Source organism: Streptomyces sp. NPDC096040, assembly GCF_040303265.1.
Classification (GTDB): domain Bacteria; phylum Actinomycetota; class Actinomycetes; order Streptomycetales; family Streptomycetaceae; genus Streptomyces.
Genome location: NZ_JBEOTA010000029.1, coordinates 71,409 through 97,245 on the forward strand (window position 1 = coordinate 71,409; position 25,837 = coordinate 97,245).

Annotated in this window: 22 protein-coding genes, 1 tRNA gene and 2 pseudogenes; 1 reads left to right on the forward strand and 24 read right to left on the reverse strand. The window is 69.4% G+C overall.

All coding sequences use genetic code 11. The features are described from left to right. Nucleotides 1-20 precede the first annotated feature (20 nt). The 23 genes and pseudogenes from atpA to ABTY98_RS32915 all read right to left on the reverse strand — a co-directional run bounded on the left by atpA (nucleotide 21) and on the right by ABTY98_RS32915 (nucleotide 24,779). Nucleotides 21-1,613, reverse strand: a complete 1,593-nt coding sequence (gene atpA, locus ABTY98_RS32805; RefSeq protein ID WP_352224701.1) for a F0F1 ATP synthase subunit alpha — start codon at nucleotides 1,611-1,613, stop codon at nucleotides 21-23. 133 nt (nucleotides 1,614-1,746) lie between these two features. After that, entirely contained in the window at nucleotides 1,747-2,568 is an 822-nt protein-coding gene (locus ABTY98_RS32810) for a F0F1 ATP synthase subunit delta (RefSeq protein ID WP_352224702.1), read from the reverse strand. Next, a complete protein-coding gene (locus ABTY98_RS32815; RefSeq protein WP_352224703.1) occupies nucleotides 2,565-3,110 on the reverse strand; it encodes a F0F1 ATP synthase subunit B in 546 nt (181 codons plus the stop codon). Before ABTY98_RS32815 ends, ABTY98_RS32810 begins: the two co-directional genes overlap by 4 nt. A 41-nt stretch (nucleotides 3,111-3,151) precedes the next feature. Continuing rightward, complete coding sequence (locus ABTY98_RS32820; protein WP_352224704.1) at nucleotides 3,152-3,394, reverse strand: ATP synthase subunit C-like protein; 243 nt, start codon at nucleotides 3,392-3,394, stop codon at nucleotides 3,152-3,154. Nucleotides 3,395-3,468: 74 nt separating this feature from the next. Continuing rightward, on the reverse strand, nucleotides 3,469-4,290 hold the full coding sequence (atpB, locus tag ABTY98_RS32825; protein WP_352224705.1) for a F0F1 ATP synthase subunit A: 822 nt from the start codon (nucleotides 4,288-4,290) through the stop codon (nucleotides 3,469-3,471). A 225-nt stretch (nucleotides 4,291-4,515) separates the two neighbouring features. Then, nucleotides 4,516-4,929, reverse strand: coding sequence for a Cg1360 family ATP-synthase-associated protein (locus ABTY98_RS32830; protein WP_352224706.1), 414 nt, complete (start codon nucleotides 4,927-4,929; stop codon nucleotides 4,516-4,518). Between the two features lie 302 nt (nucleotides 4,930-5,231). After that, entirely contained in the window at nucleotides 5,232-6,596 is a 1,365-nt protein-coding gene (locus tag ABTY98_RS32835) for an MraY family glycosyltransferase (RefSeq protein WP_352224707.1), read from the reverse strand. Between the two features lie 149 nt (nucleotides 6,597-6,745). Then, nucleotides 6,746-7,990, reverse strand: coding sequence for a serine hydroxymethyltransferase (gene glyA, locus ABTY98_RS32840; RefSeq protein ID WP_352224708.1), 1,245 nt, complete (start codon nucleotides 7,988-7,990; stop codon nucleotides 6,746-6,748). An 84-nt stretch (nucleotides 7,991-8,074) separates the two neighbouring features. Next, nucleotides 8,075-8,758, reverse strand: a complete 684-nt coding sequence (locus tag ABTY98_RS32845) for an arsenate reductase/protein-tyrosine-phosphatase family protein (protein ID WP_352224709.1) — start codon at nucleotides 8,756-8,758, stop codon at nucleotides 8,075-8,077. Further along, nucleotides 8,755-9,402: an L-threonylcarbamoyladenylate synthase gene (locus ABTY98_RS32850; RefSeq protein WP_352224710.1), complete on the reverse strand. Its 648-nt coding sequence runs from the start codon at nucleotides 9,400-9,402 to the stop codon at nucleotides 8,755-8,757. Before ABTY98_RS32850 ends, ABTY98_RS32845 begins: the two co-directional genes overlap by 4 nt. Before the next feature lie 106 nt (nucleotides 9,403-9,508). Beyond that, a complete protein-coding gene (prmC, locus tag ABTY98_RS32855; protein ID WP_352224711.1) occupies nucleotides 9,509-10,354 on the reverse strand; it encodes a peptide chain release factor N(5)-glutamine methyltransferase in 846 nt (281 codons plus the stop codon). Between the two features lie 138 nt (nucleotides 10,355-10,492). Next, nucleotides 10,493-11,569, reverse strand: coding sequence for a peptide chain release factor 1 (gene prfA, locus ABTY98_RS32860; protein WP_352224712.1), 1,077 nt, complete (start codon nucleotides 11,567-11,569; stop codon nucleotides 10,493-10,495). Nucleotides 11,570-11,676: 107 nt separating this feature from the next. Then, on the reverse strand, nucleotides 11,677-11,901 hold the full coding sequence (rpmE, locus tag ABTY98_RS32865) for a 50S ribosomal protein L31 (RefSeq protein WP_019753312.1): 225 nt from the start codon (nucleotides 11,899-11,901) through the stop codon (nucleotides 11,677-11,679). Between the two features lie 204 nt (nucleotides 11,902-12,105). Then, nucleotides 12,106-13,242: an LCP family protein gene (locus ABTY98_RS32870; RefSeq protein ID WP_352224713.1), complete on the reverse strand. Its 1,137-nt coding sequence runs from the start codon at nucleotides 13,240-13,242 to the stop codon at nucleotides 12,106-12,108. Between the two features lie 218 nt (nucleotides 13,243-13,460). Beyond that, entirely contained in the window at nucleotides 13,461-14,327 is an 867-nt protein-coding gene (locus ABTY98_RS32875; protein WP_352224724.1) for an FG-GAP repeat domain-containing protein, read from the reverse strand. Nucleotides 14,328-14,339: 12 nt separating this feature from the next. After that, a pseudogene (locus tag ABTY98_RS32880) lies at nucleotides 14,340-14,968 on the reverse strand (S1 family peptidase); the annotation flags it as partial. A gap of 457 nt (nucleotides 14,969-15,425) precedes the next feature. Continuing rightward, nucleotides 15,426-17,441, reverse strand: a complete 2,016-nt coding sequence (gene rho / locus ABTY98_RS32885) for a transcription termination factor Rho (RefSeq protein WP_352224714.1) — start codon at nucleotides 17,439-17,441, stop codon at nucleotides 15,426-15,428. Nucleotides 17,442-17,842: 401 nt separating this feature from the next. Continuing rightward, nucleotides 17,843-18,760 (reverse strand): homoserine kinase, encoded by a 918-nt coding sequence (thrB, locus tag ABTY98_RS32890; RefSeq protein WP_352224715.1) that lies wholly within the window; start codon nucleotides 18,758-18,760, stop codon nucleotides 17,843-17,845. A gap of 331 nt (nucleotides 18,761-19,091) precedes the next feature. Then, entirely contained in the window at nucleotides 19,092-20,150 is a 1,059-nt protein-coding gene (gene thrC / locus ABTY98_RS32895) for a threonine synthase (protein ID WP_352224716.1), read from the reverse strand. A 6-nt stretch (nucleotides 20,151-20,156) separates the two neighbouring features. Continuing rightward, nucleotides 20,157-21,449 carry a homoserine dehydrogenase gene (locus tag ABTY98_RS32900; protein WP_352224717.1) on the reverse strand — a complete coding sequence of 431 codons (1,293 nt, stop codon included), beginning with the start codon at nucleotides 21,447-21,449 and terminating at the stop codon, nucleotides 20,157-20,159. A 171-nt stretch (nucleotides 21,450-21,620) separates the two neighbouring features. Then, on the reverse strand, nucleotides 21,621-23,012 hold the full coding sequence (gene lysA / locus ABTY98_RS32905; RefSeq protein WP_352224718.1) for a diaminopimelate decarboxylase: 1,392 nt from the start codon (nucleotides 23,010-23,012) through the stop codon (nucleotides 21,621-21,623). A gap of 19 nt (nucleotides 23,013-23,031) precedes the next feature. Continuing rightward, the gene (nrtL, locus tag ABTY98_RS32910) at nucleotides 23,032-24,009 is read right to left on the reverse strand and encodes an ArgS-related anticodon-binding protein NrtL (protein WP_352224719.1); all 978 of its coding nucleotides are present in this window, start codon (nucleotides 24,007-24,009) and stop codon (nucleotides 23,032-23,034) included. A gap of 219 nt (nucleotides 24,010-24,228) precedes the next feature. Continuing rightward, nucleotides 24,229-24,779 (reverse strand): annotated as a pseudogene (locus ABTY98_RS32915) (response regulator). 77 nt (nucleotides 24,780-24,856) lie between these two features. Here ABTY98_RS32915 and ABTY98_RS32920 point away from each other — a divergent pair. Continuing rightward, nucleotides 24,857-24,928, forward strand: a tRNA-Arg gene (locus ABTY98_RS32920). A gap of 364 nt (nucleotides 24,929-25,292) precedes the next feature. Here the strand turns inward: ABTY98_RS32920 and ABTY98_RS32925 are convergent. Then, nucleotides 25,293-25,631 (reverse strand): hypothetical protein, encoded by a 339-nt coding sequence (locus ABTY98_RS32925; RefSeq protein ID WP_352224721.1) that lies wholly within the window; start codon nucleotides 25,629-25,631, stop codon nucleotides 25,293-25,295. Nucleotides 25,632-25,837 lie beyond the last annotated feature (206 nt).

A 25,837-nucleotide genomic window follows, 5' to 3' on the forward strand; every position in this document is an offset into this window, starting at 1 on the left:
AGTCAGGTCCCTTCCTTACGTCACTTGGCGGCAGCGGCAGGAGTGTCCTCGCCGAGCAGCCTGCCGTCCGAGGTCTCGAACTGCTTCTTGAACTCGGCGATGGCGTCCGCGATGGCCGTCAGGGTGTCGTCGGACATCTTGCCGCCCTCGCGGATGGAGGCGAGCAGGCCCGACTCCTTGCGGTGCAGGTAGTCGAGGAGCTCGCGCTCGAAGCGGCGGATGTCGGCGACCGGAACGTCGTCCATCTTGCCGGTGGTGCCGGCCCAGACCGAGACGACCTGGTCCTCGGTGGACATCGGCTGGTACTGGTCCTGCTTGAGCAGCTCGACCATGCGCTGTCCGCGCTCCAGCTGCGACTTCGACGCGGCGTCCAGGTCGGAACCGAAGGCGGCGAACGCCTCCAGCTCACGGAACTGGGCGAGGTCCACGCGAAGACGGCCGGAGACCTGCTTCATCGCCTTGTGCTGCGCGGAACCACCGACTCGGGAGACGGAGATACCGACGTTCAGCGCGGGGCGCTGACCGGCGTTGAACAGGTCCGACTCCAGGAAGCACTGGCCGTCGGTGATGGAGATGACGTTGGTCGGGATGAACGCCGAGACGTCGTTGGCCTTGGTCTCGACGATCGGCAGACCGGTCATCGAGCCCGCTCCCATGTCGTCGGAGAGCTTGGCGCAACGCTCAAGGAGACGGGAGTGCAGGTAGAAGACGTCACCCGGGTAGGCCTCACGGCCCGGCGGGCGGCGCAGCAGCAGCGACACGGCGCGGTAGGCGTCGGCCTGCTTCGACAGGTCGTCGAAGATGATCAGGACGTGCTTGCCGGCGTACATCCAGTGCTGGCCGATGGCCGAACCGGTGTACGGCGCCAGGTACTTGAAGCCGGCCGGGTCGGACGCCGGGGCGGCGACGATGGTGGTGTACTCCAGCGCGCCGTTCTCCTCCAGCGAGCGGCGGACCGACGCGATGGTCGAGCCCTTCTGGCCGATGGCGACGTAGATGCAGCGGACCTGCTTCTTCGGGTCGCCCGAGCGCCAGTTGTCGCGCTGGTTGATGATGGTGTCGACGGCCAGGGCGGTCTTGCCGGTCTGGCGGTCGCCGATGATCAGCTGACGCTGGCCGCGGCCGACCGGGGTCATGGCGTCGACGGCCTTGTAGCCGGTCTCCATCGGCTCGTGCACCGACTTGCGCTGCATGACCGTGGGAGCCTGCAGTTCGAGGGCGCGGCGGCCGTCGGTCTCGATCTCGCCGAGGCCGTCGATCGGGTTGCCGAGCGGGTCGACGACGCGGCCGAGGTAGCCCTCGCCGACCGCGACGGAGAGGACCTCACCGGTGCGGTGCACCGGCTGCCCCTCCTCGATGCCGCTGAACTCACCGAGGACGACGCAGCCGATCTCGCGCTCTTCCAGGTTGAGCGCGAGGCCGAGGGTGCCGTCCTCGAACTTCAGCAGTTCGTTGGCCATGGCCGAGGGCAGGCCCTCGACCTTCGCGATGCCGTCGCCGGCAAGGGTGACCGTACCGACCTCCTCGCGCGAGGCCGCGTCCGGCTTGTACGACTGGACGAAGTTCTCCAGCGCGTCCCGGATCTCCTCCGGCCGGATCGTGAGCTCCGCCATCTGGGTTCCCTGCTCTCCTTGTTGGGCCCGAAGTTTCACTTGGGGGGTCTGGGGGCGACCCCCAGGATTCTTCATGTACGGCCCAACCCGGGCCGTCGTAAGTACGTACTGCTTGTTCTCGACTACCGAGGTGCTAGCTCGCCATGCGGCGGGCCGCGTCCTCCAGCCGGTCCGCGATCGAACCGTTGATGACCTCGTCACCGACCTGCACCCGGATCCCGCCGACGACCGCGGGGTCGACGTCGAGGTTGAGGTGCATCTTGCGGCCGTAGAGCTTCGCGAGGGCGGCGCCCAGGCGCTGCTTCTGCGGCTCGCTCAGCGGAACCGCCGAGGTGACGACGGCGACGACGCGGTTGCGGCGCTCCGCGGCGAGCTTGGAGAGGGCGTCGAGGCCCGCTTCCAGGCTACGTCCCCGCGGCGCGGTCACAAGGCGCGTGACCAGACGCTCGGTGACCGGCTTGGCACGGCCGCCGAGCAGCCGGTGCAGCAGCTCGGTCTTGGCTGCGGCGCTCGCCTTGCGGTCGGTGAGCGCGGCGCGCAGCTCGGTGTTCGAGGAGACGATCCGGCCGAACCGGAACAGCTCGTCCTCGACGTCGTCCAGCGTGCCGGACTTCTCCGCGGCCGTCAGGTCGGCGATGTTCGCCAGCTCTTCCAGCGCGTCCACCAGGTCGCGGGGCTGCGACCAGCGGGAGCGGACCATGCCGGAGAGCACGTCGGCGGTGGCCTCGCCGACCTGGCCGCCGATCAGGCGCCGGACCAGCTCGGCCTTGGCCTCGCCGGACTGCGCCGGGTCGGTGAGGACCCGGCGCAGGGCTCCCTCGCGGTCGAGCAGCGCGGTGACGGCCGCCAGCTCGTCCGCGAGCCGCGTCGCGTCCACGGACGTGGAGTCCGTCAGCGCGTCGAGACGCTCACGTGCGGCTGCCAGTGCCTCGCGGCTCGCTCCGTGCGCAGTCATCGAGCCGCCTCGGCCTTCTCCTCAAGCTCGTCGAGGAAGCGGTCGATCACGCGGCTCTGCCGGGCGTGGTCCTCCAGGGACTCGCCGACGAGCTTGCCGGCCAGGTCGGTGGCCAGGTGGCCCACGTCCTGACGCAGCGCCTGCGCGGCGGCCCTGCGGTCGGCCTCGATCTGGGCGTGACCGGCGGCGATGATCTCCTCACGCTGCCGCTGGCCCTCGGCACGCATCTCGGCGATGAGCGCGGCGCCCTGCTCCTGAGCCTCCTGGCGCAGGCGCGCGGCCTCGTGCCGGGCCTCGGCCAGCTGCGCCTTGTACTGCTCAAGGACGCTCTGGGCCTCGGTCTGCGCGGCCTCGGCCTTCTCGATACCGCCCTCGATCGCCTCGCGGCGCTGCTCCAGAACCTTGTTGATGTTCGGAAGGAGCTTCTTGGCGAGGAAGCCGAAGACGATGACGAAGGCGAGCAGGCCGATGACGAGCTCGGGGATCGGCGGGATGAGGGGGTTTTCCCCGCTCTCGGCCGCCGTGATGAGCAGCTGGCTCATGTCAGTGCCTTTCGTCTAGGGGGCTATCGCTGATCGGGGGATCAGGTGCCGTAGACGAACGGCATGACCAGGCCGATCAGGGCGAGCGCCTCACAGAAGGCGAAGCCGAGGATCTGGTTGGCGCGGATCAGACCGGCGGCCTCGGGCTGACGGGCCAGGGCCTGGGTGCCGTTACCGAAGATGATGCCGACGCCGACGCCGGGACCGATGGCCGCGAGGCCGTAGCCGATGGAGCCGAGGGAGCCGTGGACGCCGGCGGCAGCAAGGGTCTGCAGAGCGGACATGCCGATTCTTCCTTCTTCTTTACGGACCGGTGGGGGTTGGCCACCGGACGATCAGGGGGTGGGTGGGGCGACGCTCAGTGGTTCTCGGCGAGGGCGCCCTGAATGTAGGTGCACGTCAGGAGAACGAAGACGTAGGCCTGCAGTGCCTGGATGAAGAGCTCGAAGACCGTCATCACGAGGGTCATGATGAACGAGACACCGGCGTAGGCGATTCCGATGCCGTTCAGCAGGTACCAGCTGGCGATCGTGAAGAGCAGCAGCAGGGTGTGACCGGCGAACATGTTCGCGAAGAGTCGCACGGCGTGGGTGAAGGGCCGCACGAGCAGGTTCGAGAAGAACTCGATGACCATCGCGAGGGGCAGCACCGCGCCGAGCGACTTGTCGTAGCCGGTGACGTTCTTGAAGAAGCCGACGAAGCCGTGGCGCTTGAAGGTCAGCGAGACCCAGAGCACGTAGACGATGAGGGCCAGAACGAGCGGGTACGAGATGATCGCCGTCACCGGGAACTGGGCGACCGGGATGACCGACCAGAGGTTCATCATCCAGACGAAGAAGAAGAGCGAGACGACGAGCGGTACGTACTTCTCGCCTTCCTTCTTGCCGATCGTCTCGTAGACGACGCCGCGCCGGATGAAGTCGTAGCCGGCCTCGGCGACCATCTGAAGCTTGCCGGGGACGACCTTCGGCCTGCGGAAGGCGGCCCAGAAGAAGCCGACGATGATGACCGTGCCGAGCAGCGCCAGCAGCATCGTCTTGTTGAAGTACAGGTTGCTGTTGGCGTCACCCCACAGGGGCTTGAACAGGAACGAGTGCAGGCCGGGAGCCGGGAAGCCACAGCCGTCGAAGATGTGGCAGTCGGTCTCGAAGGCGAGCACCTGCGTCGGGTCAGCACTCACCGCGGGCTCCTTCAGCGTGGCGCATAGGTACGGCAACCTCGTTGTGTCGGCGCGGCGCGCGGCCGCGGTTCGGCACGGGACTGGTGTTACGGATGTGGGGGCGGCTGGGGGGCATCTCGCCTCGCGAATGAGCAGGCGTCAGCTCAGATGCCCGCGCCCGCGATGCCGCAGTTGGCACCGGACGATAGCAGCATCTCTCGTGCGCCTTTATCCCGGGCCTACCTCTCACGACGGCTGCCCGGTCTTCTCGGGCTCGACGTAGAGGATCTTGGCCTTCATCTGGGCGCGCGCCTGGGCGGCGATCCACGTCAGGGTGCACGCCACGAGCGCGATGGCGAACGCCCGGGGGTTGAACAGCGTCGTGTCCTTGAAGGCCGCGACGAAGACGAACAGCAACAGCAACTGCGCGGTGTAGAGCATGAGCCCCATGGCCTGGAACAGATGCGGAAGCGATTTGGCAGTGCGCTGCAGAACATAGAGGCCGATCCCCATGAAGAGGATCACCACCATCGTCGCGACAACCGCCCCGATCGCCCCCTTGCCGCCCGCGACCACCCCACTGACTACAGCGGCGAGCACGCCGACGGCGGCCGTGGGTACGGCGGCCTGGGCCAGGATCCGGGCGTCATTGGACGGCATGGCGGCAACTCCGCTTTCGCAGGGGGCAGGGTGTCGTCATGGACGAGCGTAGTCCCGGTCGGAGGGTCGAAGACCTCACGCCAATGGACCATCGCACTTGGGTCCTTCGGCTCTGTCCGGGGTTCTCGTGAACCGTATCACAAACTATTTGATGAGGTCTTTACCTGCTAGGTGTGCTCGCTGTCACACATGAGAGTGAACCGGCCCGTCTGAGCGAAAACCGAGCCGTTCTGTCTGGTATTAGGGGTCTTTGCTACCCCACGACTTGGCAATGCTCTAGTCAGATTCTTACCTTGCAAGGGTCAGTGCGAGGTCTCGGAAGTGTGCCGGTCGAGGATGCGCGAACGGGGGCCGATTGCCGTCGCGCCGTTGACCCGGGCCACGCCGGCGGTCACCGCGGGGCGGTGCCCGTCGCACGGTTCCCCGGCCTTCTCCGGCACAACGGGGGTGGCCGCCTGGGCAGTTGCGGCGGTCGGCTCGGCGGCCTCCGGGACGGGCTCACGGCGCCGGTAGCGCGGCGGCACGAACCCCTGGGCCCACGCCGGCACCCGCGGGGTGAACCGCGGCAGCAGAAGCAGCCCCAGGCCGATCGCGCTGAGGAATACCACCCCGAGCACGATCCACATGGACGCGGAGTTCACCGAGTAGGCCAGCGCCCCGAAGGCGATCAGCGCCGACCAGAAGTACATGATCAGCACGGCCCGGCTGTGCGAGTGGCCGATCTCCAGGAGCCGGTGGTGAAGATGTCCCCGGTCGGCGGCGAACGGCGACTGGCCGCGCCAGGTGCGCCGCACGATCGCCAGCACCAGGTCCGCGGCCGGCACCGCGATGATGGTCAGCGGCAGCAGCAGCGGGATGTAGACCGGGACCATCTGGTGCACGGTGTTGCGCTCGGAGCCGGCGAACAGGTTCATCACGTCCGGGTCCAGCTGGCCCGTGATCGAGATCGCACCGGCGGCCAGCACCAGGCCGATCAGCATCGAGCCGGAGTCGCCCATGAAGATCCGCGCCGGGTGGATGTTGTGCGGCAGGAAGCCGAGGCACATGCCCATGAGGATCGCCGAGAACAGCGTGGCCGGGGCGGCGGCCTCGATGCCGTACGAGTACCAGATCCGGTAGGCGTACATGAAGAACGCCGCGGCCGCGATGCACACCATGCCGGAGGCCAGGCCGTCCAGGCCGTCGACGAAGTTGACCGCGTTGATGGTGATGACCACGAGCGCCACCGTCAGCAGGGTGCCCTGCCACGGGGTCAGGGCCACCGTGCCGACGCCCGGGATGGGCAGCCACAGGATCGTCAGACCCTGCATGACCATGACGCCCGCGGCGATCATCTGACCGCCCAGCTTGATCAGGGCGTCGATCTCGAACTTGTCGTCGAGCACACCGATCAGCCAGATCAGTGCGGCACCGGAGAGCAGCGCCCGCGGCTCGTTCGACTTCTCGAAGACCTCGTTGAGGTTGGTCAGGTGGTCGGCGACCAGCAGACCCGCGCACAGCCCGAAGAACATCGCGATCCCGCCGAGCCGCGGAGTGGGCTCCCGGTGCACGTCACGGGCCCGGATCTCCGGCATGGCCCCGGCCACGATCGCGAACTTCCGCACCGGCCCTGTCAGCAGATACGTCACCGCGGCCGTGATGCAGAGCGTCAGCAGGTATTCACGCACAGGCTTCCCCACAGGTCTCGCTGGCCATCACAGCCCCACACCCTAGCGACGGTCGCATATGTATGGGGACTTCCGGGTAGCGACGATGGTTGCACGCGCGGCTGTGAGCCGGGTTTACAACGGCGGTACGACGCTGCGCCTACCCCGTCTCAACCGGGGTACGGCGGAAATCTACCGGTGAGCTCGCGCACCTCGTCACGCACCCTCCCCGCGTCCGCCGTACCGCGCAGCACGCCCGCCAGCAAAGCCGCGATCCGGGTCATCTCCGCCTCGCCCATGCCCTGTGTGGTCACGGCGGCGGTGCCCAGACGCAGGCCGCGCGCATCACCGTGCGGCAGGGCGCAGCTGTCCAGGACGATCCCGGCGGCGACGAGCCGGCCCCGGGCGGTGCGCCCGTCGACGCCGAGCGGGGCGGGGTCGGCGGTGATCAGATGGGTGTCCGTGCCACCCGTCGTGACCACCAGCCCCTGCTCGGCCAGGCCGGCCGCGAGAACCCTCGCATTGGCGACCACCTGATGGGCGTACGCGGTGAACGCCGGAGTTGCCGCCTCTCCGAACGCGACCGCCTTGGCGGCGATGGTGTGCATCTGTGCGCCGCCCTGTGTGAAAGGGAACACGGCCCGGTCGAGACGCTCGGCCAGCTCGGGCGAACCGCACAGAAGCATCCCGCCGCGCGGTCCGCGCAGCACCTTGTGCGTGGTCGCGCACACGACGTCGGCGTACGGCACCGGGTTCGGCGCCGCTCCCCCGGCGACCAGCCCGATGGGGTGGGCGGCGTCGGCGATCAGATACGCGCCCACCTCGTCGGCGACCTCGCGGAAGAAGGAGTAGTCGATGTGCCGGGGATACGCGATGGACCCGCACACGATCGCCTTGGGCCGACGGCCGCGGGCCAGCGCCCGCACCTGGTCGTGGTCGATCAGCCCGCTCTCCGCGTCGACGCCGTACCCGACGAAGTCGAACCAGCGGCCGGAGAAGTTGGCCGGCGAGCCGTGCGTGAGGTGACCGCCGTAGGGCAGGCCGAGGGCGAGCACGGTGTCACCGGGGCGCAGCAGGGCGGCATAGGCGGCCAGTACCGCGGACGACCCGGAATGGCACTGCACATTCGCGTGCGCGGCGCCGAACAGGGCCTTGGCGCGGTCGACGGCGAGCCGCTCGGCGACGTCCACGATCTCGCAGCCGCCGTGGTGCCGGGCGCCCGGATACCCCTCGGCGTACTTGTTGGCGAGCGGCGAGCCGAGGGCGGCCAGCACGGCCGGGGAGGTGAAGTTCTCGGCGGCGATCAGCTGCAACGACGTCGACTGCCGCGCCAGCTCCCCCAGCAGGATCTCCGCCAGCTCCGGATCCTGCCGCCGCAACGGGTCGGCCTCGACGAGGGTAGGGCTGACCGACATGACGGGCTCCGGGCGATCGACGGTGACGTAAATCCAATGTAGGCCGGGGGCAGAGGGGACGCGCGATGTGTACGGCGCCTCGGGCTACATCCGCGCCGGCACGCCCGTCAGCGCCGTGACCACCGGGTCCAGTGCCTCGTGTATCTCGTCGCCGACGGAGCGGAAGAACGGCAGCGGGGCGCCGTACGGGTCGTAGACCTCGTCCGCCTCCGCCGTGGGGGCCAGCAGCCATCCGCGCAGCGCGGCCGCCGCACGGACCAGCGCGCGGGCGCGGGTGACCACGCCGTCCGTGAGCGGCGGCAGCGTCGCCGGGTCGATCGCGCGGACCAGGCGGGTGAACTCCTTCAGCGTGAAGGTGCGCAGGCCCGCCGAGTGGCCCATGGAGATGACCTGGGCGCGGTGGTCACGGGTCGCGGTCAGGACCAGGTCGGCGCGGATGACGTGCTCGTCGAGCAGCTCACGCCCGACGAACCCGGTGGCGTCCGCGCCGTAGTCGGCGAGGACGGCCTCCGCGTTGGCCTCCATGGGCGCGCCCTCGTGGCCCCAGGTGCCCGCGCTCTCCACGATCAGCCCGCCGCCGAGAAAGGTGCCGAGCCGGTCCGTCACGAGATGGCGGGTCAGCCGCTCGGTGATCGGCGAGCGGCACACGTTTCCGGTGCTGACGTGGAGGATGCGGAAGCTGTCGCGCGGGAGCCCCACGAACGTGGTCGTGATCTCCGCCGCGCGCTCCCCGTTGCCTATGCCACGCCCCGCGTCAGGGGCTGTCAATTCGCCACCTCGAGGTCGGGTACGACCTTGCGCAGCTCTTCGGCCGAGATCGCGCCCGCGCGCAGCAGCACCGGCACCTCCCGGCTGACGTCGACGATCGACGAGGGCACGTTCCCCGGGGTCGGACCGCCGTCGAGGTACACGGAGACGGAGTCGCCGAGCATCTCCTGCGCGGCGGCACAGGTCTCCGGGGACGGGTGGCCGGTGAGGTTGGCGGAGGAGACGGCCATCGGGCCGACCTCGGTGAGCAGCTCGATGGCGACCGGGTGCAATGGCATGCGCACGGCGACCGTGCCCCGGGTGTCACCGAGGTCCCACTGCAGGGACGGCTGGTGCTTGGCGACCAGGGTGAGGGCGCCCGGCCAGAACGCGTCGACCAGCTCCCAGGCCAGCTCGGAGAAGTCGGTGACCAGACCGTGGAGCGTGTTCGGGGACCCGATCAGCACAGGGGTGGGCATGTTGCGGCCCCGGCCCTTGGCGTCGAGCAGGTCGGAGACCGCCTCAGCGGTGAACGCGTCGGCGCCGATGCCGTACACCGTGTCCGTGGGCAGCACCACCAGTTCGCCCCGGCGGACGGCGGACGCGGCCTCACGCAGACCCGTCACGCGGTCGGTCGCGTCGTTGGTGTCGTATCGCCGTGCCATGTCTAGCGGGCCTCCTCGTACACGAAGTACACGTACTTCCGGGACTTCCCGGCCTCGTCGGGCTTCCCGGGCTTCCCGGGCCTCCGGGAAAGGGTCTGGGGGGTGCTCACGGCAGCGCCTTGCGGGCTGTCGCGAAGCGGGGGCGCTTGTTGAGGTCCGGGTGGTCGGCCGCGTCGGCCCAGCCCCGCTCCTCGGTGAAGATCCACGGCACCTGGCCACCCTGGGTGTCGGCGTGCTCGATGACGACGACACCGCCGGGGCGCAGCAGCCGGTGCGCGGTGCGTTCGATGCCCCGGATGAGGTCGAGACCGTCCTCGCCGGAGAACAGGGCCAGTTCCGGGTCGTAGTCGCGCGCCTCGGGGGCGACGTACTCCCACTCGGTGAGCGGGATGTACGGCGGGTTGGAGATGACCAGGTCGACATGGCCGTCGAGGTCGTGGAAGGCGTCCAGGGCGTCTCCCTGGCGCAGGTCGACCCGGGAGCCCGCCACGTTCTTACGGGTCCACTGGAGCGCCTCCTCGGACAGCTCCACGGCGTGCACGCGCGAGCGCGGGACCTCCTGGGCGAGGGCGAGCGCGATGGCGCCGGAGCCGGTGCACAGATCGACGATGCACGGCTCGACCACGTCCATGGCGCGCACGGCGTCTATGGCCCAGCCGACGACGGACTCGGTCTCCGGGCGCGGTACGAAGACGCCCGGCCCCACCTGGAGTTCGAGGTAGCGGAAGTAGGCCCGCCCGGTGATGTGCTGGAGCGGCTCGCGCTGCTCCCGCCGGGCGATGACCTCCCAGTAGCGGGCGTCGAAGTCGGAGTCCTTGACGGAGTGCAGCGCGCCCCGCTTCACGCCGTGCACGAACGCGGCGAGCTCCTCCGCGTCGTTGCGTGGCGAGGGCACGCCGGCGTCGGCCAGCCGCTGGGTGGCCTGGGCCACCTCGGCGAGCAGCAGGTTCACGCTGGTCCTCCGTGTCGTACTCAGTCGTCCATGCCGTAGCGGGTGTCCATGGGTCCGGCCGGGGTCGCGGGCCCTGGCACGCGCAGCTCAGCTAATCAGGTTCTGCATCTCTCCTCCGCCCGGACCCACGAGACACCCCTACGCGGCCGCGAGCTTGGCGGCCGAGTCCGCGTCGACGCAGGCCTGGATCACCGCGTCGAGCTCGCCGTCCAGGACCTGGTCCAAGTTGTACGCCTTGAAGCCGACCCGGTGGTCCGAGATGCGATTCTCCGGGAAGTTGTACGTGCGGATCTTCTCGGAGCGGTCGACGGTGCGGACCTGGCTGCGGCGGGCGTCGGCGGCTTCCTTCTCCGCCTCCTCCTGTGCCGCGGCGAGCAGCCTGGAGCGCAGGATACGCAAGGCCTGCTCCTTGTTCTGCAGTTGGCTCTTCTCGTTCTGGCAGGAGGCGACGACTCCGGTGGGCAGGTGCGTGATGCGCACGGCGGAGTCGGTGGTGTTGACGGACTGTCCGCCCGGTCCTGAGGACCGGTAGACGTCGATCCGGAGGTCGTTCGGATTGATCTCGACGTCGACCTCCTCGGCCTCGGGGGTCACGAGGACGCCGGCCGCGCTCGTGTGGATCCGCCCCTGCGACTCGGTCGCGGGCACGCGCTGCACACGGTGCACGCCACCCTCGTACTTCATCCGCGCCCAGACGCCCTGCCCGGGCTCGGTCGCGCCGTTGCCGCCCTTGGTCTTCACGGCGACCTGGACGTCCTTGTAGCCGCCCAGCTCGGACTCGGTGGAGTCGATGATCTCGGTCTTCCAGCCGACGCGCTCGGCGTACCGCAGATACATCCGCAGCAGGTCGCCGGCGAACAGCGCCGACTCGTCGCCGCCCGCACCCGCCTTGATCTCCAGGATCACGTCCTTGTCGTCGGACGGGTCCCGGGGCACGAGCAGCAGCCGCAGCTTCTCGGTCAGCTCCTCGCGCTGCTTGTCCAGCACCTTGACCTCGGCAGCGAAGTCGGGGTCGTCGGCGGCCAGTTCACGCGCGGTCTCGATGTCGTCGCCGGTCTGCTTCCAGGAGCGGTACGTGGCGACGATCGGGGTGAGTTCGGCGTAGCGCTTGTTCAGCTTGCGCGCGTTGGCCTGGTCGGCGTGGACCGACGGGTCGGCGAGCTTCTTCTCCAGGTCGGCGTGCTCGACGACGAGTTCCTCGACGGCCTCGAACATTTTGGGCTCCTGATACTGCGTACGGAAGGGAAGGCGGGCGACCAAAAACGCCGGTCCCGGGCGTGCCCCCGTAGGGACACGGCCATGGACCGGCGAAATGGGGCTCGCTACTTCTTGGAGCCGGCGGCAGCCTTGCCGAAGCGGGCCTCGAAGCGGGCCACACGGCCACCGGTGTCGAGGATCTTCTGCTTGCCCGTGTAGAACGGGTGGCACTCGGAGCAGACCTCGGCCCGGATGGTGCCGGACGAGATGGTGCTACGGGTGGTGAACGACGCGCCACAGGTGCAGCTGACCTGCGTCTCGACGTACTCGGGGTGGATGTCGCGCTTCAAGGTGTCTCCTAGATTTCGGGAGGGCACCGGGTCGCTACCGCGGGCTGCGGGGCGTGAACCGGGGCCGACGTACCAGTCTGCCAGGGCTGGCCGCATCTGCCCAAACCGGGGGCTCCGGTGATCTATTCCCCGCGGGTGCGTGGGAGCTCGTCGCGCCCACGCGGCGGAGCCGCAAATCGATACGGCCGCGACTCGTCGGCACCCTCAGGACGACGTCACGACCCCCTTGGCCTTCCCCGTCGCCGTCCCCTTCGTGGCGCTCGCAGGGATCGGCCTGTCGTTCTTCAGTGCCGTCCAGACCTGCTTGGCCTTGGCCTCGGCCACGATCACGCGGTTCGGGTTCGACGGGTCGTACTCGACCGGCATCGTGACCATGTGCATGTTCTTGGAGCCGATGGACTTCAGGCCGTTCGCGAAGTCGACCAGGGAGTTCACCGAGCCCAGGTCGGAGTCGGTGGTGACCGTCTTCGTCGCGGTGTCGGCCAGGTCGTACAGCTTCTTGGGGCTGGTGAAGACGCCCACCTGCTCGACCTGGTCGATCAGGGCCTTGACGAACGCCTGCTGGAGCTGGATACGGCCCAGGTCGGAGCCGTCGCCGACGCCGTGCCGGGTGCGGACCAGGCCGAGCGCCTGCTCACCGTCGAGCGTGTGGGTGCCGGCCTTGAGGTCGAGGTGGCTCTGCGGGTCGTCGATGTTCTTGGTCGTGGTGACCTTGACCCCGCCGAGCTCGTCGATGAGCTTCTGGAAGCCGGAGAAGTCGACCTCCAGATAGTGGTCCATACGGACACCCGTGATGGACTCGACCGTCTTGACCGCGCAGGCCGCGCCTCCCGTGGAGTACGCGGAGTTGAACATCACGTCGGTCGCCGCGTCGTGCGCGACACCGTTCGCGTCCGTGCAGGAGGGGCGGTTGATCAGGGTGTCCCGGGGGATGGAGACCACGCTGGCCCTCTTGTGGCCCTTGTACACGTGGACGATCATCGCCGTGTCGGAGCGGGCGCTGCCGTCGTCCGCGCCGCCGCCGAGCTTCTTGTTGGCACCGGAACGCGTGTCCGAGCCGAGGACCAGGATGTTCTCGGAGCCGTTGTCGACCTTGGTGGGCCGGTTGCTGCCGAGCGCCTGGTTGATGTCGACGGTCCTGAGGTTGCCGTTGAGCTTGAAGTACACGTAGCCGAGGCCGGTGCCACCGAGGACGAGGATGCCGGCGGCCGTCCAGGCCGTGACGAGGAGCGCCCTGTGGCCCCTGCGGGGGGCCTTGCGGCGGCGGCCCTTGCCCCGGCGACCCGGGACCTGCGGACCGGCCTCGGGTATACCGGGCTCCGGCGTGCTCTCGGCGGACATGGGCTCCTCGGTTCTCGTACGGCTGCTCGATTACCCCCTGCTTTCAGGGTCAGGCCCGGCGTACCAGGATCATCGGCACGTACCGGACCATCGTCGCTCCACCTGGTCAGACGGCGAAACTCGGGAAAGGGTTGCACAACGCAGTGTGCCCACCGCGTAGGGCGATGGGCACACCGTGTCACCGGGCAAGTGGGGCCGAACCCCGCTCACCAGGCGTTTCAGCCGAAGATGTCGTACTGCTGGAAACCGGTACCGAGCGACTTCCTTGTGCCGAAGATCTCACTGGTCGCCTTGCCGGTGCCCGGGTAGAGGTACAGCGTGCCGCCGGTCGTACGAGCCACCAGGTCGGCCTTGCCGTCACCGGTCATGTCGCCGACCGCGGCGAGGGTGTTGAAGCCGGTCCAGGCGGAGCGGACCTTCACCCGGGCCGAGAAGAGGCCGGTGCCGGACTTGCCGGTGCCCTTGTAGAGGTAGAGGTCGCCGCCGCTGCTCCTGCGGGCCAGCAGGTCGGCCTTGCCGTCGCCGTTGAAGTCGCCGACGCCGCGCAGCTGGTTGTACTGGCTCCAGCCGGTGCCGACCTTCACGCGGGCGGCGAAGGTGCCGTCGCCCTTGCCCGGGTACAGCCACAGCGTGCCGCCGGAGTCCTCGGAGAGCACGTCGGGCAGGTAGTCGCCGGTGAGGTCCCCGGGGATGACCGTGGCCCTGCGGGTCTTCCAGTTGGTGAAGATCTTCTTCGTGGCCCAGGAGCCGCTGGTCTGGGCGCTGTTCAGCACGAAGTGGTCCCAGTAGACGTCACCGGTGGACGCCACCCGGTAGACGAGGTCCTGGAAGCCGTCGCGGTTGAGGTCGGCCTGCAGGATGACATTGACGCCGGACCAGTCGCCCCAGGAGGCACGGGAGGCGAGCGAGGTGCCCTTCGAGTCCAGCTCGTAGCCGACGTGGGTCGACGACTTGCGGGCGAACAGGTCGGCCTTGCCGTCGTTGAGCCTGTTGAACAGGCTCAGGTTGGTGTCGGCGATCTGCGCGTAGGCGGCACCGACGTAGGTGCTGACCTTCGAGAAGACGCTGTAGGCGCCCTTCTCCACGCAGTCCTCGACGCCCCAGGAGACGACGCCGACGATCCGGCCACCCACGACCAGCGGGCCGCCTGAGTCGCCGTTGCAGGCGGAGGTGGTGCCGGTGTCGGAGCCGGTGGCGGGCTTGCCGGCGCAGACCATGTGGCCCTTGACGAACAGGCTGCCGTAGGCGTTCGTGCAGGTGGTGTCGGACTGGACGGGCAGCGTGGCCGTCTTCAGCGTCTCGGAGATGTCGTCCGAGGTGGAACTGGTGCGGCCCCAGCCGTACAGCTTGGCGCTGGTGCCGGCCTTGTAGGAGGCCGTGTCGGTGTTGGTCGTCGCTTGATCGGCGTGGCCTTGACCGGGGCGGCCAGGGTGAGCACGGCGATGTCGTTGTTGATGGCCGACGGGCTGTACGACGGGTTGTTCCACTGCCGCAGTACGCCGGTAAGGCTGCCGCCGTGCACACCGGTGCTGTCGGGGAGGCTCGCGGTGCCGGTGATGACTGTGCCATAGGCCGCCCAGTTGTAGGCCTTGCCGTTCTCGTCCTTGACGCAGTGCGCGGCGGTGAGGATCTTCGTCGGCGAGACGACCGAGCCGCCGCAGAAGAAGCCGATGTCATCGCTGGTGCTGGTGGTGCCCTTTGTGTCGTCGTACCAGAGCTGGGCCATCCAGGGCGCCGAGGAGATGGTGGTCGTACCGCCACCGATGATCTTCGGCGAGACCGCGGAGCCGATGCTCGACGCCTTCGTCGTGGTGGCCTTGCTGTCGACGACGGCGACCGCGTCGGCGACGCGCTGCTTCAGCGTGGCCTGCGACGGCGCGCTGACGGACGGCTTGACCGTGGGCGTCGGCTGGGTGGCCGCGCTGGCGGAGGTCGAGATCAGTGCGGCGGTGACGGCCGCGGCGATTCCGGCCGCTGCGACGGGCAGCGCGAACCGTATCCGACGTCTGTGCCGACCGCTCCCGGACGTGGGTGTACCCACCTAAGTCCCCCCTCGGGATCAGGATTTCGAGATTCGGTCAATTGACCGAAGGGCGAGATCGTACACCGAGGAGAGAAACGGAAAAGGACGGTCCCCCGCGATCGCGGGGGACCGTCCTTACCCAAGGGCAGCGGCCGAACGGTCAGTCGCCGTTACCCGGCGTCGGCGTCGTCTTCTGAATCTGCATCAGGAACTCGGCGTTCGACTTCGTCTGCTTCATCTTGTCGAGGAGCAGCTCCACCGCCTGCTGCTGGTCGAGGGCGTGCAGCACCCGGCGCAGCTTCCAGACGATGGCGAGCTCGTCGGGGGCGAGCAGGATCTCTTCCTTACGGGTGCCGGACGCGTCGACGTCCACCGCGGGGAAGATGCGCTTGTCGGCGAGCTTGCGGTCGAGCTTGAGCTCCGCGTTGCCGGTGCCCTTGAACTCCTCGAAGATCACCTCGTCCATGCGGGACCCGGTGTCCACCAGGGCGGTGGCGAGGATGGTCAGCGAGCCGCCGTCCTCGATGTTGCGGGCCGCACCGAAGAAGCGCTTCGGCGGGTACAGGGCGGTCGAGTCGACACCACCGGACAGGATGCGGCCGGAGGCCGGCGCCGCCAGGTTGTACGCACGGCCCAGACGCGTGATCGAGTCGAGCAGCACGACCACGTCGTGACCCAGCTCGACGAGACGCTTTGCGCGCTCGATGGCCAGCTCGGCGACCGTGGTGTGGTCCTCGGCCGGACGGTCGAAGGTCGAGGAGATGACCTCGCCCTTGACCGACCGCTGCATGTCGGTGACCTCTTCCGGACGCTCGTCGACGAGGACGACCATCAGGTGGCACTCGGGGTTGTTGTGGGTGATCGCGTTGGCGATCGCCTGCATGATCATGGTCTTGCCGGTCTTCGGCGGGGCCACGATCAGACCGCGCTGGCCCTTACCGATCGGCGACACGAGGTCGATGATGCGGGTGGTGAGCACGCCGGGGTCGGTCTCCAGGCGGAGCCGGTCCTGCGGGTAGAGCGGGGTCAGCTTGTTGAACTCCGGGCGGCCACGGCCGTGTTCGGGCGCCATGCCGTTGACGGAGTCGAGGCGGACCAGCGCGTTGAACTTCTCGCGGCGCTCACCCTCCTTCGGCTGACGGACCGCACCGGTGACGTGGTCGCCCTTGCGCAGGCCGTTCTTGCGGACCTGGGCGAGGGAGACGTACACGTCGTTCGGGCCCGGCAGGTAGCCGGAGGTCCGGATGAACGCGTAGTTGTCGAGGATGTCCAGGATGCCCGCGACGGGGATCAGGACGTCGTCGTCGGCCAGCTGCGGCTCGGCACCCATCTCGTCACGGCCACGACGGCCACGACGGTCCCGGTAGCGGCCGCGACGGCCACGGCGGCCACCGTCGAAGTCGTCGTCGTCCTGCGGGCCGGCGCTGCGGTCCTGACGGCCGCCGCCCTGCTGCTGCGGCTGCTGCTGGCGGTCCCGGTCCTGGCGATCCCGGTCCTGACGGTCCTGACGGCCGCCCTGGCCGCCGCCCTGCTGCTCGTCGCCCTTGTTACGTCGGTCACGGTCCCGGCCGCGCTCACGGCGGTCACGGCGGCCGCGCCCCTCACCGTCGGCGTCGCCCTGCGGCTGCGTCTGCGGCTGCGCGGCAGGCGTCTCGGCCTTCGGCTCGGTCTTCGCCTCGGCGACGACGGTCTCCGCGCCGCTCGCGGTGGGGCTGCCTGCCTCGGCGGTGGCCCGGCGACGGCGGCGCTCGGCCGGCGCGTCGTCGCTGGCGGGCTGGCCGGGAATCTCGATCTGCTGCTGGGCCACGGCCTTCTCGGCGGGGGCCTCGACGGGCTGCTCCGCCTTCTTCTCGGCGGCCTCGTCGCCCGTACGGGCCTTGGAGGTGGCCCGGCGCTTCGGCTTGGTCTCGGTGGCAGCCTCGGCCTTGGGGGCGGCTCCGCCGCCGGCCTGCGCCTCCTTGATGACCTCGATCAGCTGGCTCTTGCGCATACGCGCCGTGCCCCTGATGCCGAGGCCGGATGCGACCTGCTGAAGTTCGGCCAGCACCATGCCCTCGAGGCCGGTACCGCGGCGCCGCCGGGAGCCGGCACCGGTGGCAGGCGCGGAGGCGTCCGTGGCGGGCGCGGCAGCGGTCTCCTCGACACGTGCGCCCATCAGATCGGTGGTGTCGCTCACGAAGGGTCCTTCCCTGGAGCGGACGTCGGCCTGTCTGGCTCGGCGACCGGTTGTGCTGTCCGGCTGCGGTCCTTGCTGTGTGGACCGGGCCGGGGCGGTGGTCCGCCAAAGCGGCGGAGAGAATTTCTGGTGACGGCGCTTCCTCAGCCGTGGCACCCGGTGTCACGTGGCGTGGTAGCACCAATTCCGGAGCGTGCCCAGCGGCCCGCTCAGTGCCCGCGTACGACGTACTGCCCAGGTACGACATACGGAACGCTGAGTGGCTTGGGAGACTCCCGGAAGAATGTCTGTCCCGGACGGGGACACGAAGCACCTCGCCATGGTGGGGTCGGGTGCAGACTTGAGATTAACACTACCGGATCCAACAAACATTCCCCCTCTCCAAATCCGGCAACCGAGTGTCAGGGCGCAAGCGGCAGCACGCTCGCCCCCTGGACGTCGAGGTTCAGCCGGTTGGCGGCCCAGTCCGAGCCGGCCAGGGCTTCTACCTTGTCGGCGCTGGCGGCATCGACCAGCGCCATGACGGTGGGTCCGGCACCGGAGATCACGGCCGGGATCCCGTCGCCGCGCAACCGCTCCACCAGCGCGGCGCTCTCCGGCATGGCGGGGGCGCGGTACTCCTGGTGCAGACGGTCCTCGGTGGCGGGCAGCAGCAGCTCGGGGCGCCTGGTGAGGGCCTCGACGAGCAGCGCGGCACGGCCCGCGTTGGCGGCGGCGTCGACGTGCGGCACGGTGCGCGGGAGCAGTCCGCGCGCGGTCTCCGTGAGGACCGGCTTCCCGGGCACGAAAACCACCGGAACGATGGAATCGGCGGGCTCCATCCTGATCGCGCGGGCTGCGCCGGACTCCATCCAGGAGAGCGTGAAGCCGCCCAGCAGACAGGCCGCGACGTTGTCGGGGTGGCCCTCGATCTCGGTGGCCAGTTCGAGGAGCGCGGCGTCGTCGAGCCTGGCCTCGCCGCCTATGGTCACGGCACGCGCGGCGACGATGCCGGCGCAGATGGCGGCGGAGGAGGAGCCCAGGCCGCGACCGTGCGGGATGCGGTTGGCGCACACGATCTCCAGGCCGCGGGGCTGTCCGCCCAGCAGGTCGAAGGCGGTGCGCAGGGAGCGTACGAGGAGGTGGCTCTCGTCACGCGGCAGCGTTTCGCTGCCCTCACCCGCGATGTCGATGTGCAGCCCGGAGTCGGCCACCCGGACGACGACGTCGTCGTAGAGCCCCAGCGCGAGGCCCAGGGCATCGAAGCCCGGACCGAGGTTGGCGCTGGTGGCGGGGGTGCGCACCCGGACGGCGGCGGCGCGGAACGCTGGACCGGCCATCGCTCGATGACTCTCCTTGAGCTGCGTGATGGTCGAATGACACTCGATAGGTACGGGAGGGAACCTCGGGCCGCGGAGGCGGCGCGGCACCGCGCCATATGCGGAGGCATATGCAGCGGGCGGGTTCGGTACAGCCTATCGAAGGAAGGTTCTGTGGCGACATAGGGCGCACAGGAGGCGCACGATGCGTGTCGTAAGCCCCCTGTGCTCCTTCCTTAGGGAGTCCCCCGTTTAGGACGCCACAGTCCGTTCACCGGTTGCCCGGCGGGGGTTGGCCGAATGTTGCCCGAGCGCCGCTCGTGCGGTTCTCGAGCGACGCTCCAGCGGTCCTCTAGGCGAGCCCGAGCCGCTCGGCCGCGGCGGCAGCGTCGACGGGCACGGTGACCGGCTGCGGAGCGCCGGCGACGGCCCAGTCGGGATCCTTCAGGCCGTTGCCCGTGACGGTGCAGACGATCCGCTGACCGGGGTCGACCTTGCCCTGCTCGGCGGCCTTGAGCAGACCGGCGACGGAGGCGGCGGAGGCGGGCTCCACGAAGACGCCCTCCTGCGCGGCCAACAGCCGGTAGGCGCGCAGGATCTCACGGTCCGTCACCTCGTCGATGAGGCCCTCGGACTCGTCCCGGGCCGCGAGCGCGAACTGCCAGGAGGCGGGGTTGCCGATCCGGATCGCGGTGGCGATGGTCGACGGGTCCTTGACGATCTCCCCGCGCACGATCGGGGCACTGCCGGAGGCCTGGAACCCCCACATCCGGGGCGTCCTGGTGGAGACGCCGTCACCGGCGTACTCCTTGTACCCCTTCCAGTACGCGGTGATGTTGCCCGCGTTGCCGACCGGCAGGACGTGGATGTCGGGCGCGTCGCCGAGCATGTCCACGATCTCGAAGGCGGCGGTCTTCTGGCCCTCGATGCGCACCGGGTTGACCGAATTGACCAGCGCCACGGGGTAGTTGTCGCTCAGCGAGCGGGCGAGGGTGAGGCAGTCGTCGAAGTTGCCGTTGACCTGGAGGATCTTGGCTCCGTGCACCAGCGCCTGGCCCATCTTGCCGAGCGCGATCTTGCCCTGCGGGACGAGGACGGCACAGACCATCCCGGCCCGTACGGCGTAGGCGGCCGCGCTCGCGGAGGTGTTGCCGGTGGAGGCACAGATGACGGCCTGCGCGCCCTCCTCCTTCGCCCGCGTGATGGCCATGGTCATACCGCGGTCCTTGAAGGACCCGGTGGGGTTGGCACCCTCCACCTTCAGGTGGACCTCGCACCCCGTGCGCTCGGAGAGCACCTGCGCGGGCACGAGGGGCGTGCCGCCCTCGCGGAGCGTCACGACCGGCGTGGTGTCGGACACCGGCAACCGGTCCCGGTATTCCTCGATGATTCCGCGCCACTGGTGGGTCATTGCTGGTTACTCTCCTTCAACCCGCATGATGCTGGCGACACCCCGCACGGTGTCGAGCTTGCGCAGCGCCTCGACGGTCCCGGACAGGGAGGCGTCGGACGCGCGGTGGGTGACGACGACAAGGGAGGCCTCGCCGTCCTTGCCCTGCTGGCGAACCGTATCGATGGAAACCCCGTGCTCGGCGAACACGGTGGCAACCTGGGCGAGAACACCCGGTTTGTCGGCGACGTCGAGGCTGATGTGGTAGCGCGTGACGACATCGCCCATCGGCGACACGGGCAGGGCGGCGTACGCCGACTCGCCGGGCCCCGTTGCCCCGCTGAGCCGGTTGCGGCAGACGGCGACCAGGTCGCCGAGGACCGCGGAGGCGGTCGGGGCGCCGCCGGCCCCGGGACCGTAGAACATCAGCTGTCCGCTCGCGTCGGACTCCACGAAGACGGCGTTGTACGCGCCGCGCACGGAGGCGAGCGGGTGGGTCAGCGGAATCATGGCGGGATGCACACGGGCCGTCACCGATCCGCCGTCCCGGGCGCGCTCGCAGATGGCGAGCAGCTTGATGGTGCAGCCCATGTTCCTGGCGGAGGCGAAGTCGGAGGCGGTGACCTCGGTCATGCCCTCGCGGTAGACGTCGTCGAGGCGCACCCGGGAGTGGAAGGCGATCCCGGCGAGGATGGCGGCCTTGGCGGCGGCGTCGAAGCCCTCGACGTCCGCGGTCGGGTCGGCTTCCGCGTACCCGAGGGCCGTGGCCTCGTCGAGGGCTTCCTGATAGCCGGCCCCCGTGGAGTCCATCTTGTCGAGGATGAAGTTGGTGGTCCCGTTGACGATCCCCAGCACGCGGTTGACCTTGTCGCCGGCGAGGGACTCGCGCAGCGGCCGGATCAGCGGGATGGCACCGGCGACGGCGGCCTCGTAGTAGAGGTCCTTGCCGTTCTGCTCGGCGATCGCGTGCAGGGCGGCGCCGTCCTGGGCGAGCAGCGCCTTGTTGGCGGAGACGACGGAGGCGCCGTGCTCGAAGGCGGTGGTGATGAGGGTGCGGGCGGGCTCGATGCCCCCGATGACCTCGACGACGACGTCGATGTCCCCCCGCTTGACCAGGGCGGTCGCGTCCGTGGTGACCAGAGTCGGGTCGATGCCCTCACGCACCTTGGAGGGCCTTCGTACGGCGACACCGGCCAGCTCGATCGGGGCGCCGATCCGCTGGGCGAGGTCGTCGGCGTGCGTCGTCATGATGCGCGCCACCTCTGAGCCGACAACCCCACAGCCCAGCAGCGCCACCTTCAGCGGACGCGTACGCATCATCCGACCTCGTTTCCTCATACCGTCTACGGTTGGACCAGTCTCACTCACCGGACGGGAGTTTCTACCCTTCGTCCGGATCGTGAGACATCTATTTCATTTTGTGAGGGTGGCAGACAGGAGATCTTCCACCCCGTCCCTGCGCCCCCGTTCTTCCACCCCGTGCCGTGCCGCTCAGCCGACGTCGAGACGCAGCAGGTCCTCCTCTGTCTCCCGGCGGACGATCAACCGGGACTCGCCGTCGCGCACCGCGACGACGGGCGGCCGGAGCACATGGTTGTAGTTGCTCGCCATGGACCGGCAGTAGGCACCGGTGGCCGGTACGGCGATCAGGTCACCGGGTGCCAGGTCGCCCGGCAGGAACGCGTCCTTCACGACGATGTCCCCGCTCTCGCAGTGCTTGCCGACGACACGGGCGAGCATCGGCTCCGCGTCACTCGTCCGCGACACCAGAGCGACGCTGTACTCGGCGTCGTACAACGCGGTCCGGATGTTGTCGGACATACCGCCGTCGACGGAGACATACGTCCGCAGCCCGTCGAGGGGCTTGATGGTGCCGACCTCGTAGAGGGTGAAGGCGGTCGGCCCGACGATGGCCCGCCCCGGCTCGACGGAGATACGCGGGGTCCGCAGCCTGGCGGCCTCGCACTCCCGGGTGACGATCTCGGTGAGTGCCTTGGCGATCTCGTGGGGTTCGCGGGGGTCGTCGTCGCTGGTGTAGGCGATACCGAGCCCACCTCCCAGATCGATCTCGGGCAGCTCGACACCGTGCTCGTCACGGATGTCCTTCAGCAGCCCCACGACCCGGTGCGCGGCGACCTCGAAGCCCGACATGTCGAAGATCTGCGACCCGATGTGCGAGTGGATGCCGATGACCTCCAGCCCGTCCAGCTGCAGCGCCCGCCGTACGGCCTCCGCGGCCTGCCCCCCGGCCAGCGGAATCCCGAACTTCTGGTCCTCGTGGGCGGTGGCGATGAACTCGTGCGTATGCGCCTCGACGCCGACGGTGATACGAATCTGCACGCGCTGCCGCTTGCCGAGGGACGTGGCGACGTGGGCGACCCGCACGATCTCCTGGAAGGAGTCGAGCACGATCCGCCCCACACCGGCGCGCACGGCCCGCTCGATCTCCTCCGTGGACTTGTTGTTGCCGTGGAAGGCGATGCGGTCGGCGGGCATCCCGGCGGAGAGGGCGGTGGCCAGCTCGCCCCCGGAGCACACATCAAGATTGAGCCCCTCCTCGTGCAGCCAGCGCACGACGGCCCGCGACAGGAAGGCCTTCCCGGCGTAGAACACGTCGGCGTCCGGGCCGAAGGCGGTGCGCCAGGCCTGCGCCCGGGCCCGGAAGTCGGTCTCGTCGAGGATGTAGGCGGGGGTGCCGTGCTGCTCGGCGAGGGCCTTCACGTCGACACCGCCGACGGTGACGACCCCCTCGGCGTCACGGGTGACGGTCTGGGCCCACACCTTGGAGTCGAGGGAGTTCAGGTCGTTGGGCGGAGCGGTGTAGTGCCCCTCGGGCAGGACATCGGCGTGCCGGGGCCCGGCGGGGTGTGCGGAACGGCTCATTGCTCTTCTGGCGCTCTCTTCAGAGGTGATCGGGTGCGTCGATGCCGAGCAGGGACAGGCCGCCGGCCAGCACCGTCCCGGTGGCTTCGGCGAGGGCGAGCCGGGCGCGGTGGGCGGCCGAGGGTTTCTCCTCGCCCTGAGGCAGCACGGTCGGCAGGAACGGCAGGGCGGCATCGGCGACGGTGACGAGATGCCGGGCGAGCCGGTCGGGAGCGCGGTGGGTGGCCGCGGCGGTGAGGATGCGGGGGTAGTCGGCGAGGGCGGCGACGAGGGCGCCCGGGGCGCCGGGCACGTCGCCGGGTTCGGCACCGAAGCCGAGCCGTCCGGCACCACGGCCGACGGCTCGCGCCCGGGCGTGGGCGTACCGCACCCGGAAGAGCGGGTTGCTCTCGCGCTGCACCAGGTGGTCGGCGGTGATCCGGGGCCGGTCGTGGGCGGCGGGATACAGCAGGGCCCACCGGGCGGCGTCGAGCCCGAGCGGGGCGGGGTCCTCGGGCGCCGGAACGGGCCGGAGGCTGACGGGCTCACGGTGATCGACCTCACCGCGGCCGCCCTGGGTCGCGACGATCCGTACGACGGCGTCCGCGACGACCACGGCCCGGACGTCGTACGGCACCCGCAACGCGACCACCTGCCCGACGAGGGCATCGCCGTGGCCGTAGCCGGACCCGAGGGCACGGATCTCGGCGACCAGGGTCGCGGTGGGTGACACGGTGGGGCTGAGGCTGATGTTGAGGAACCCCGGCTCGGTGACGACGACGTCACCGACACCGTCGGAATCCGCGAGATGGGGCACCAGAATCTCGGCGACACGCATCGGCGGCTGCCCGGCCGGGCGGGCGAGCCGAAGCGCGATGTTGGTGGCGTAGTCCCCACACCCACCGGGCCCTGGCGGCGTGACCACGACCCGCTCCGGCACGCTCACACTCAGCTCCCCCTCATCAACAGCACGACGCACCGCGCGCAGCACGGTACGGGAGAGCTCGACGGGGGTCACGGGTCAAGCGTAGGGGAGGAGGGGGGCGGGTAGGCGAGCCGGTTTGGGAGGGGGTCCGGGATGTGGACGGTGGGGGGCACCGGCTTACCGGTCTGCGGGTCTACGGGTCTACGGGTCTACGGGTCTACGGGTCTACGGGTTGATGCGACCGCAGGGCCACCGCTCGCACACCGTCTAAGGGATTCGAACTAAGGGATTCGAACTCACGGGTAGACGCGGTTACCCCCGGCCCACTCCCCGGAGAACTCGACCTCGACCTCGTCGCCCTCTCCCCCGCGCTCCCGCTCCTCCGTCCCCTCCGGCCCCTCCGGCCCTCTCCGCCGCTCCACCAACTCCCTGACCAACCGTACGAGTTCGGCGGGCTCGAAGGGCTTGGCGAGGAAGGCGTCGACGCCGACGTCAAGGCCGGTCTCGACCTCGTACTGGGTGCAGGCGCTGACGATGGCAAGGGGAAGGTCGCGGGTGCGGGGGTCGGCACGGAGCTGGGCGGCCGTCCGCAGACCGTCGAGCCGGGGCATGACGACGTCGAGGGTGATCACATCGGGCCGCACCTGATGAACGACATCCAGACACTCGACACCATCGGCCGCGGTCACGACCTCGAGACCCTCCAGTTCGAGATTGACCCTGATCAGCTGCCGGATGACCTTGTTGTCGTCCACAACAAGCACCCGGCCCGACGCCCCTGGCACAACTCGAGAGTAGGTCCGGACCGGCCACCGCGTCCGGGTTTTCCCGACTTCCGCCCCCTGCGGGGGAACGACCCCCAGGAAACCCGTTCATGAACACCCCGGGCGAGCTGGTAGTGTTCTACCCGTCGCCGCGAGCAATCAGCTCAACGCCAGACGCCCCCGTAGCTCAGGGGATAGAGCAACGGCCTCCGGAGCCGTGTGCGCAGGTTCGAATCCTGCCGGGGGCACTCGCCTGGGAACAGCAGAAATCAAGCGCTGACCAGGGCGGATGCCAGTGCAAAAGAGCGGGAACCAGTCTCACTGGGTCCCGCTCTTTGTCGTTGGTAGCAGCCGTTGCGATAGACCTGCGATAGAGGTCGGTCACGGGCTGCCGCAAGCTAGCCCGAGCGCCCCAGCACGCGACCGCCGCCGACGCACCGGTATTCGCGTCGTCCACCGAGGGTCGGCGTAGTTCTGACTGCCAGTCCCAAGGATCAGACAGGTCTCGCTACGGACTAGTGCCGCATCAGGCAACGTTCGCCCTGGCGACCACCTCAGGTAGCCATTCGTCGGCGGCGTGCGGCCGGGCCGGTGGGTCCCAGGGGAACCGAATTACCGCGTCGGGTCGGGGTGCGGCGAGACGCGCGGAGTCGTCTTCTTGCCGGGCTCGGACTCGGCATCGCCGAGGTAGTAGACAGCTCCGGATTCACGGCGCAGCGTGCTCACGATCAGCCAGCCGACGATCTTCCCCTGCGTGTCGCGAACTTGCCAGGGATCGAGACCTTCCCCCCAGGACACCTGCTGGTCGGTGCGTTCTCCGGGGGCGAGTCGACCGCTCATGTCATGGCAGTCACGTCCGCGGCTGTCACCGCACTCGAACAGGACAGCTGGGGAGCCGGTGTCATTGACGAAGGCGACGGAACTGAAGTTGGCGGGGTCCGTGGGGTCCATGCTCGCCGGATCGCAAGCACTCAGAACTCCCACGACAAGTGCGGCGACCGGCCAGGCTCTGTGCGGACGAGTACCCAAGTCGAACCTCCCGTTCGGCGACGAGATGAGGTTCCCGAGATGCGGGGCGAGGTGACAGAGGGTCAGATGGGTCTCGTGAGAGGAGACCAGAGGATGCCTGCGCCGAGGAAGTACCCGCTGGAGTTGCG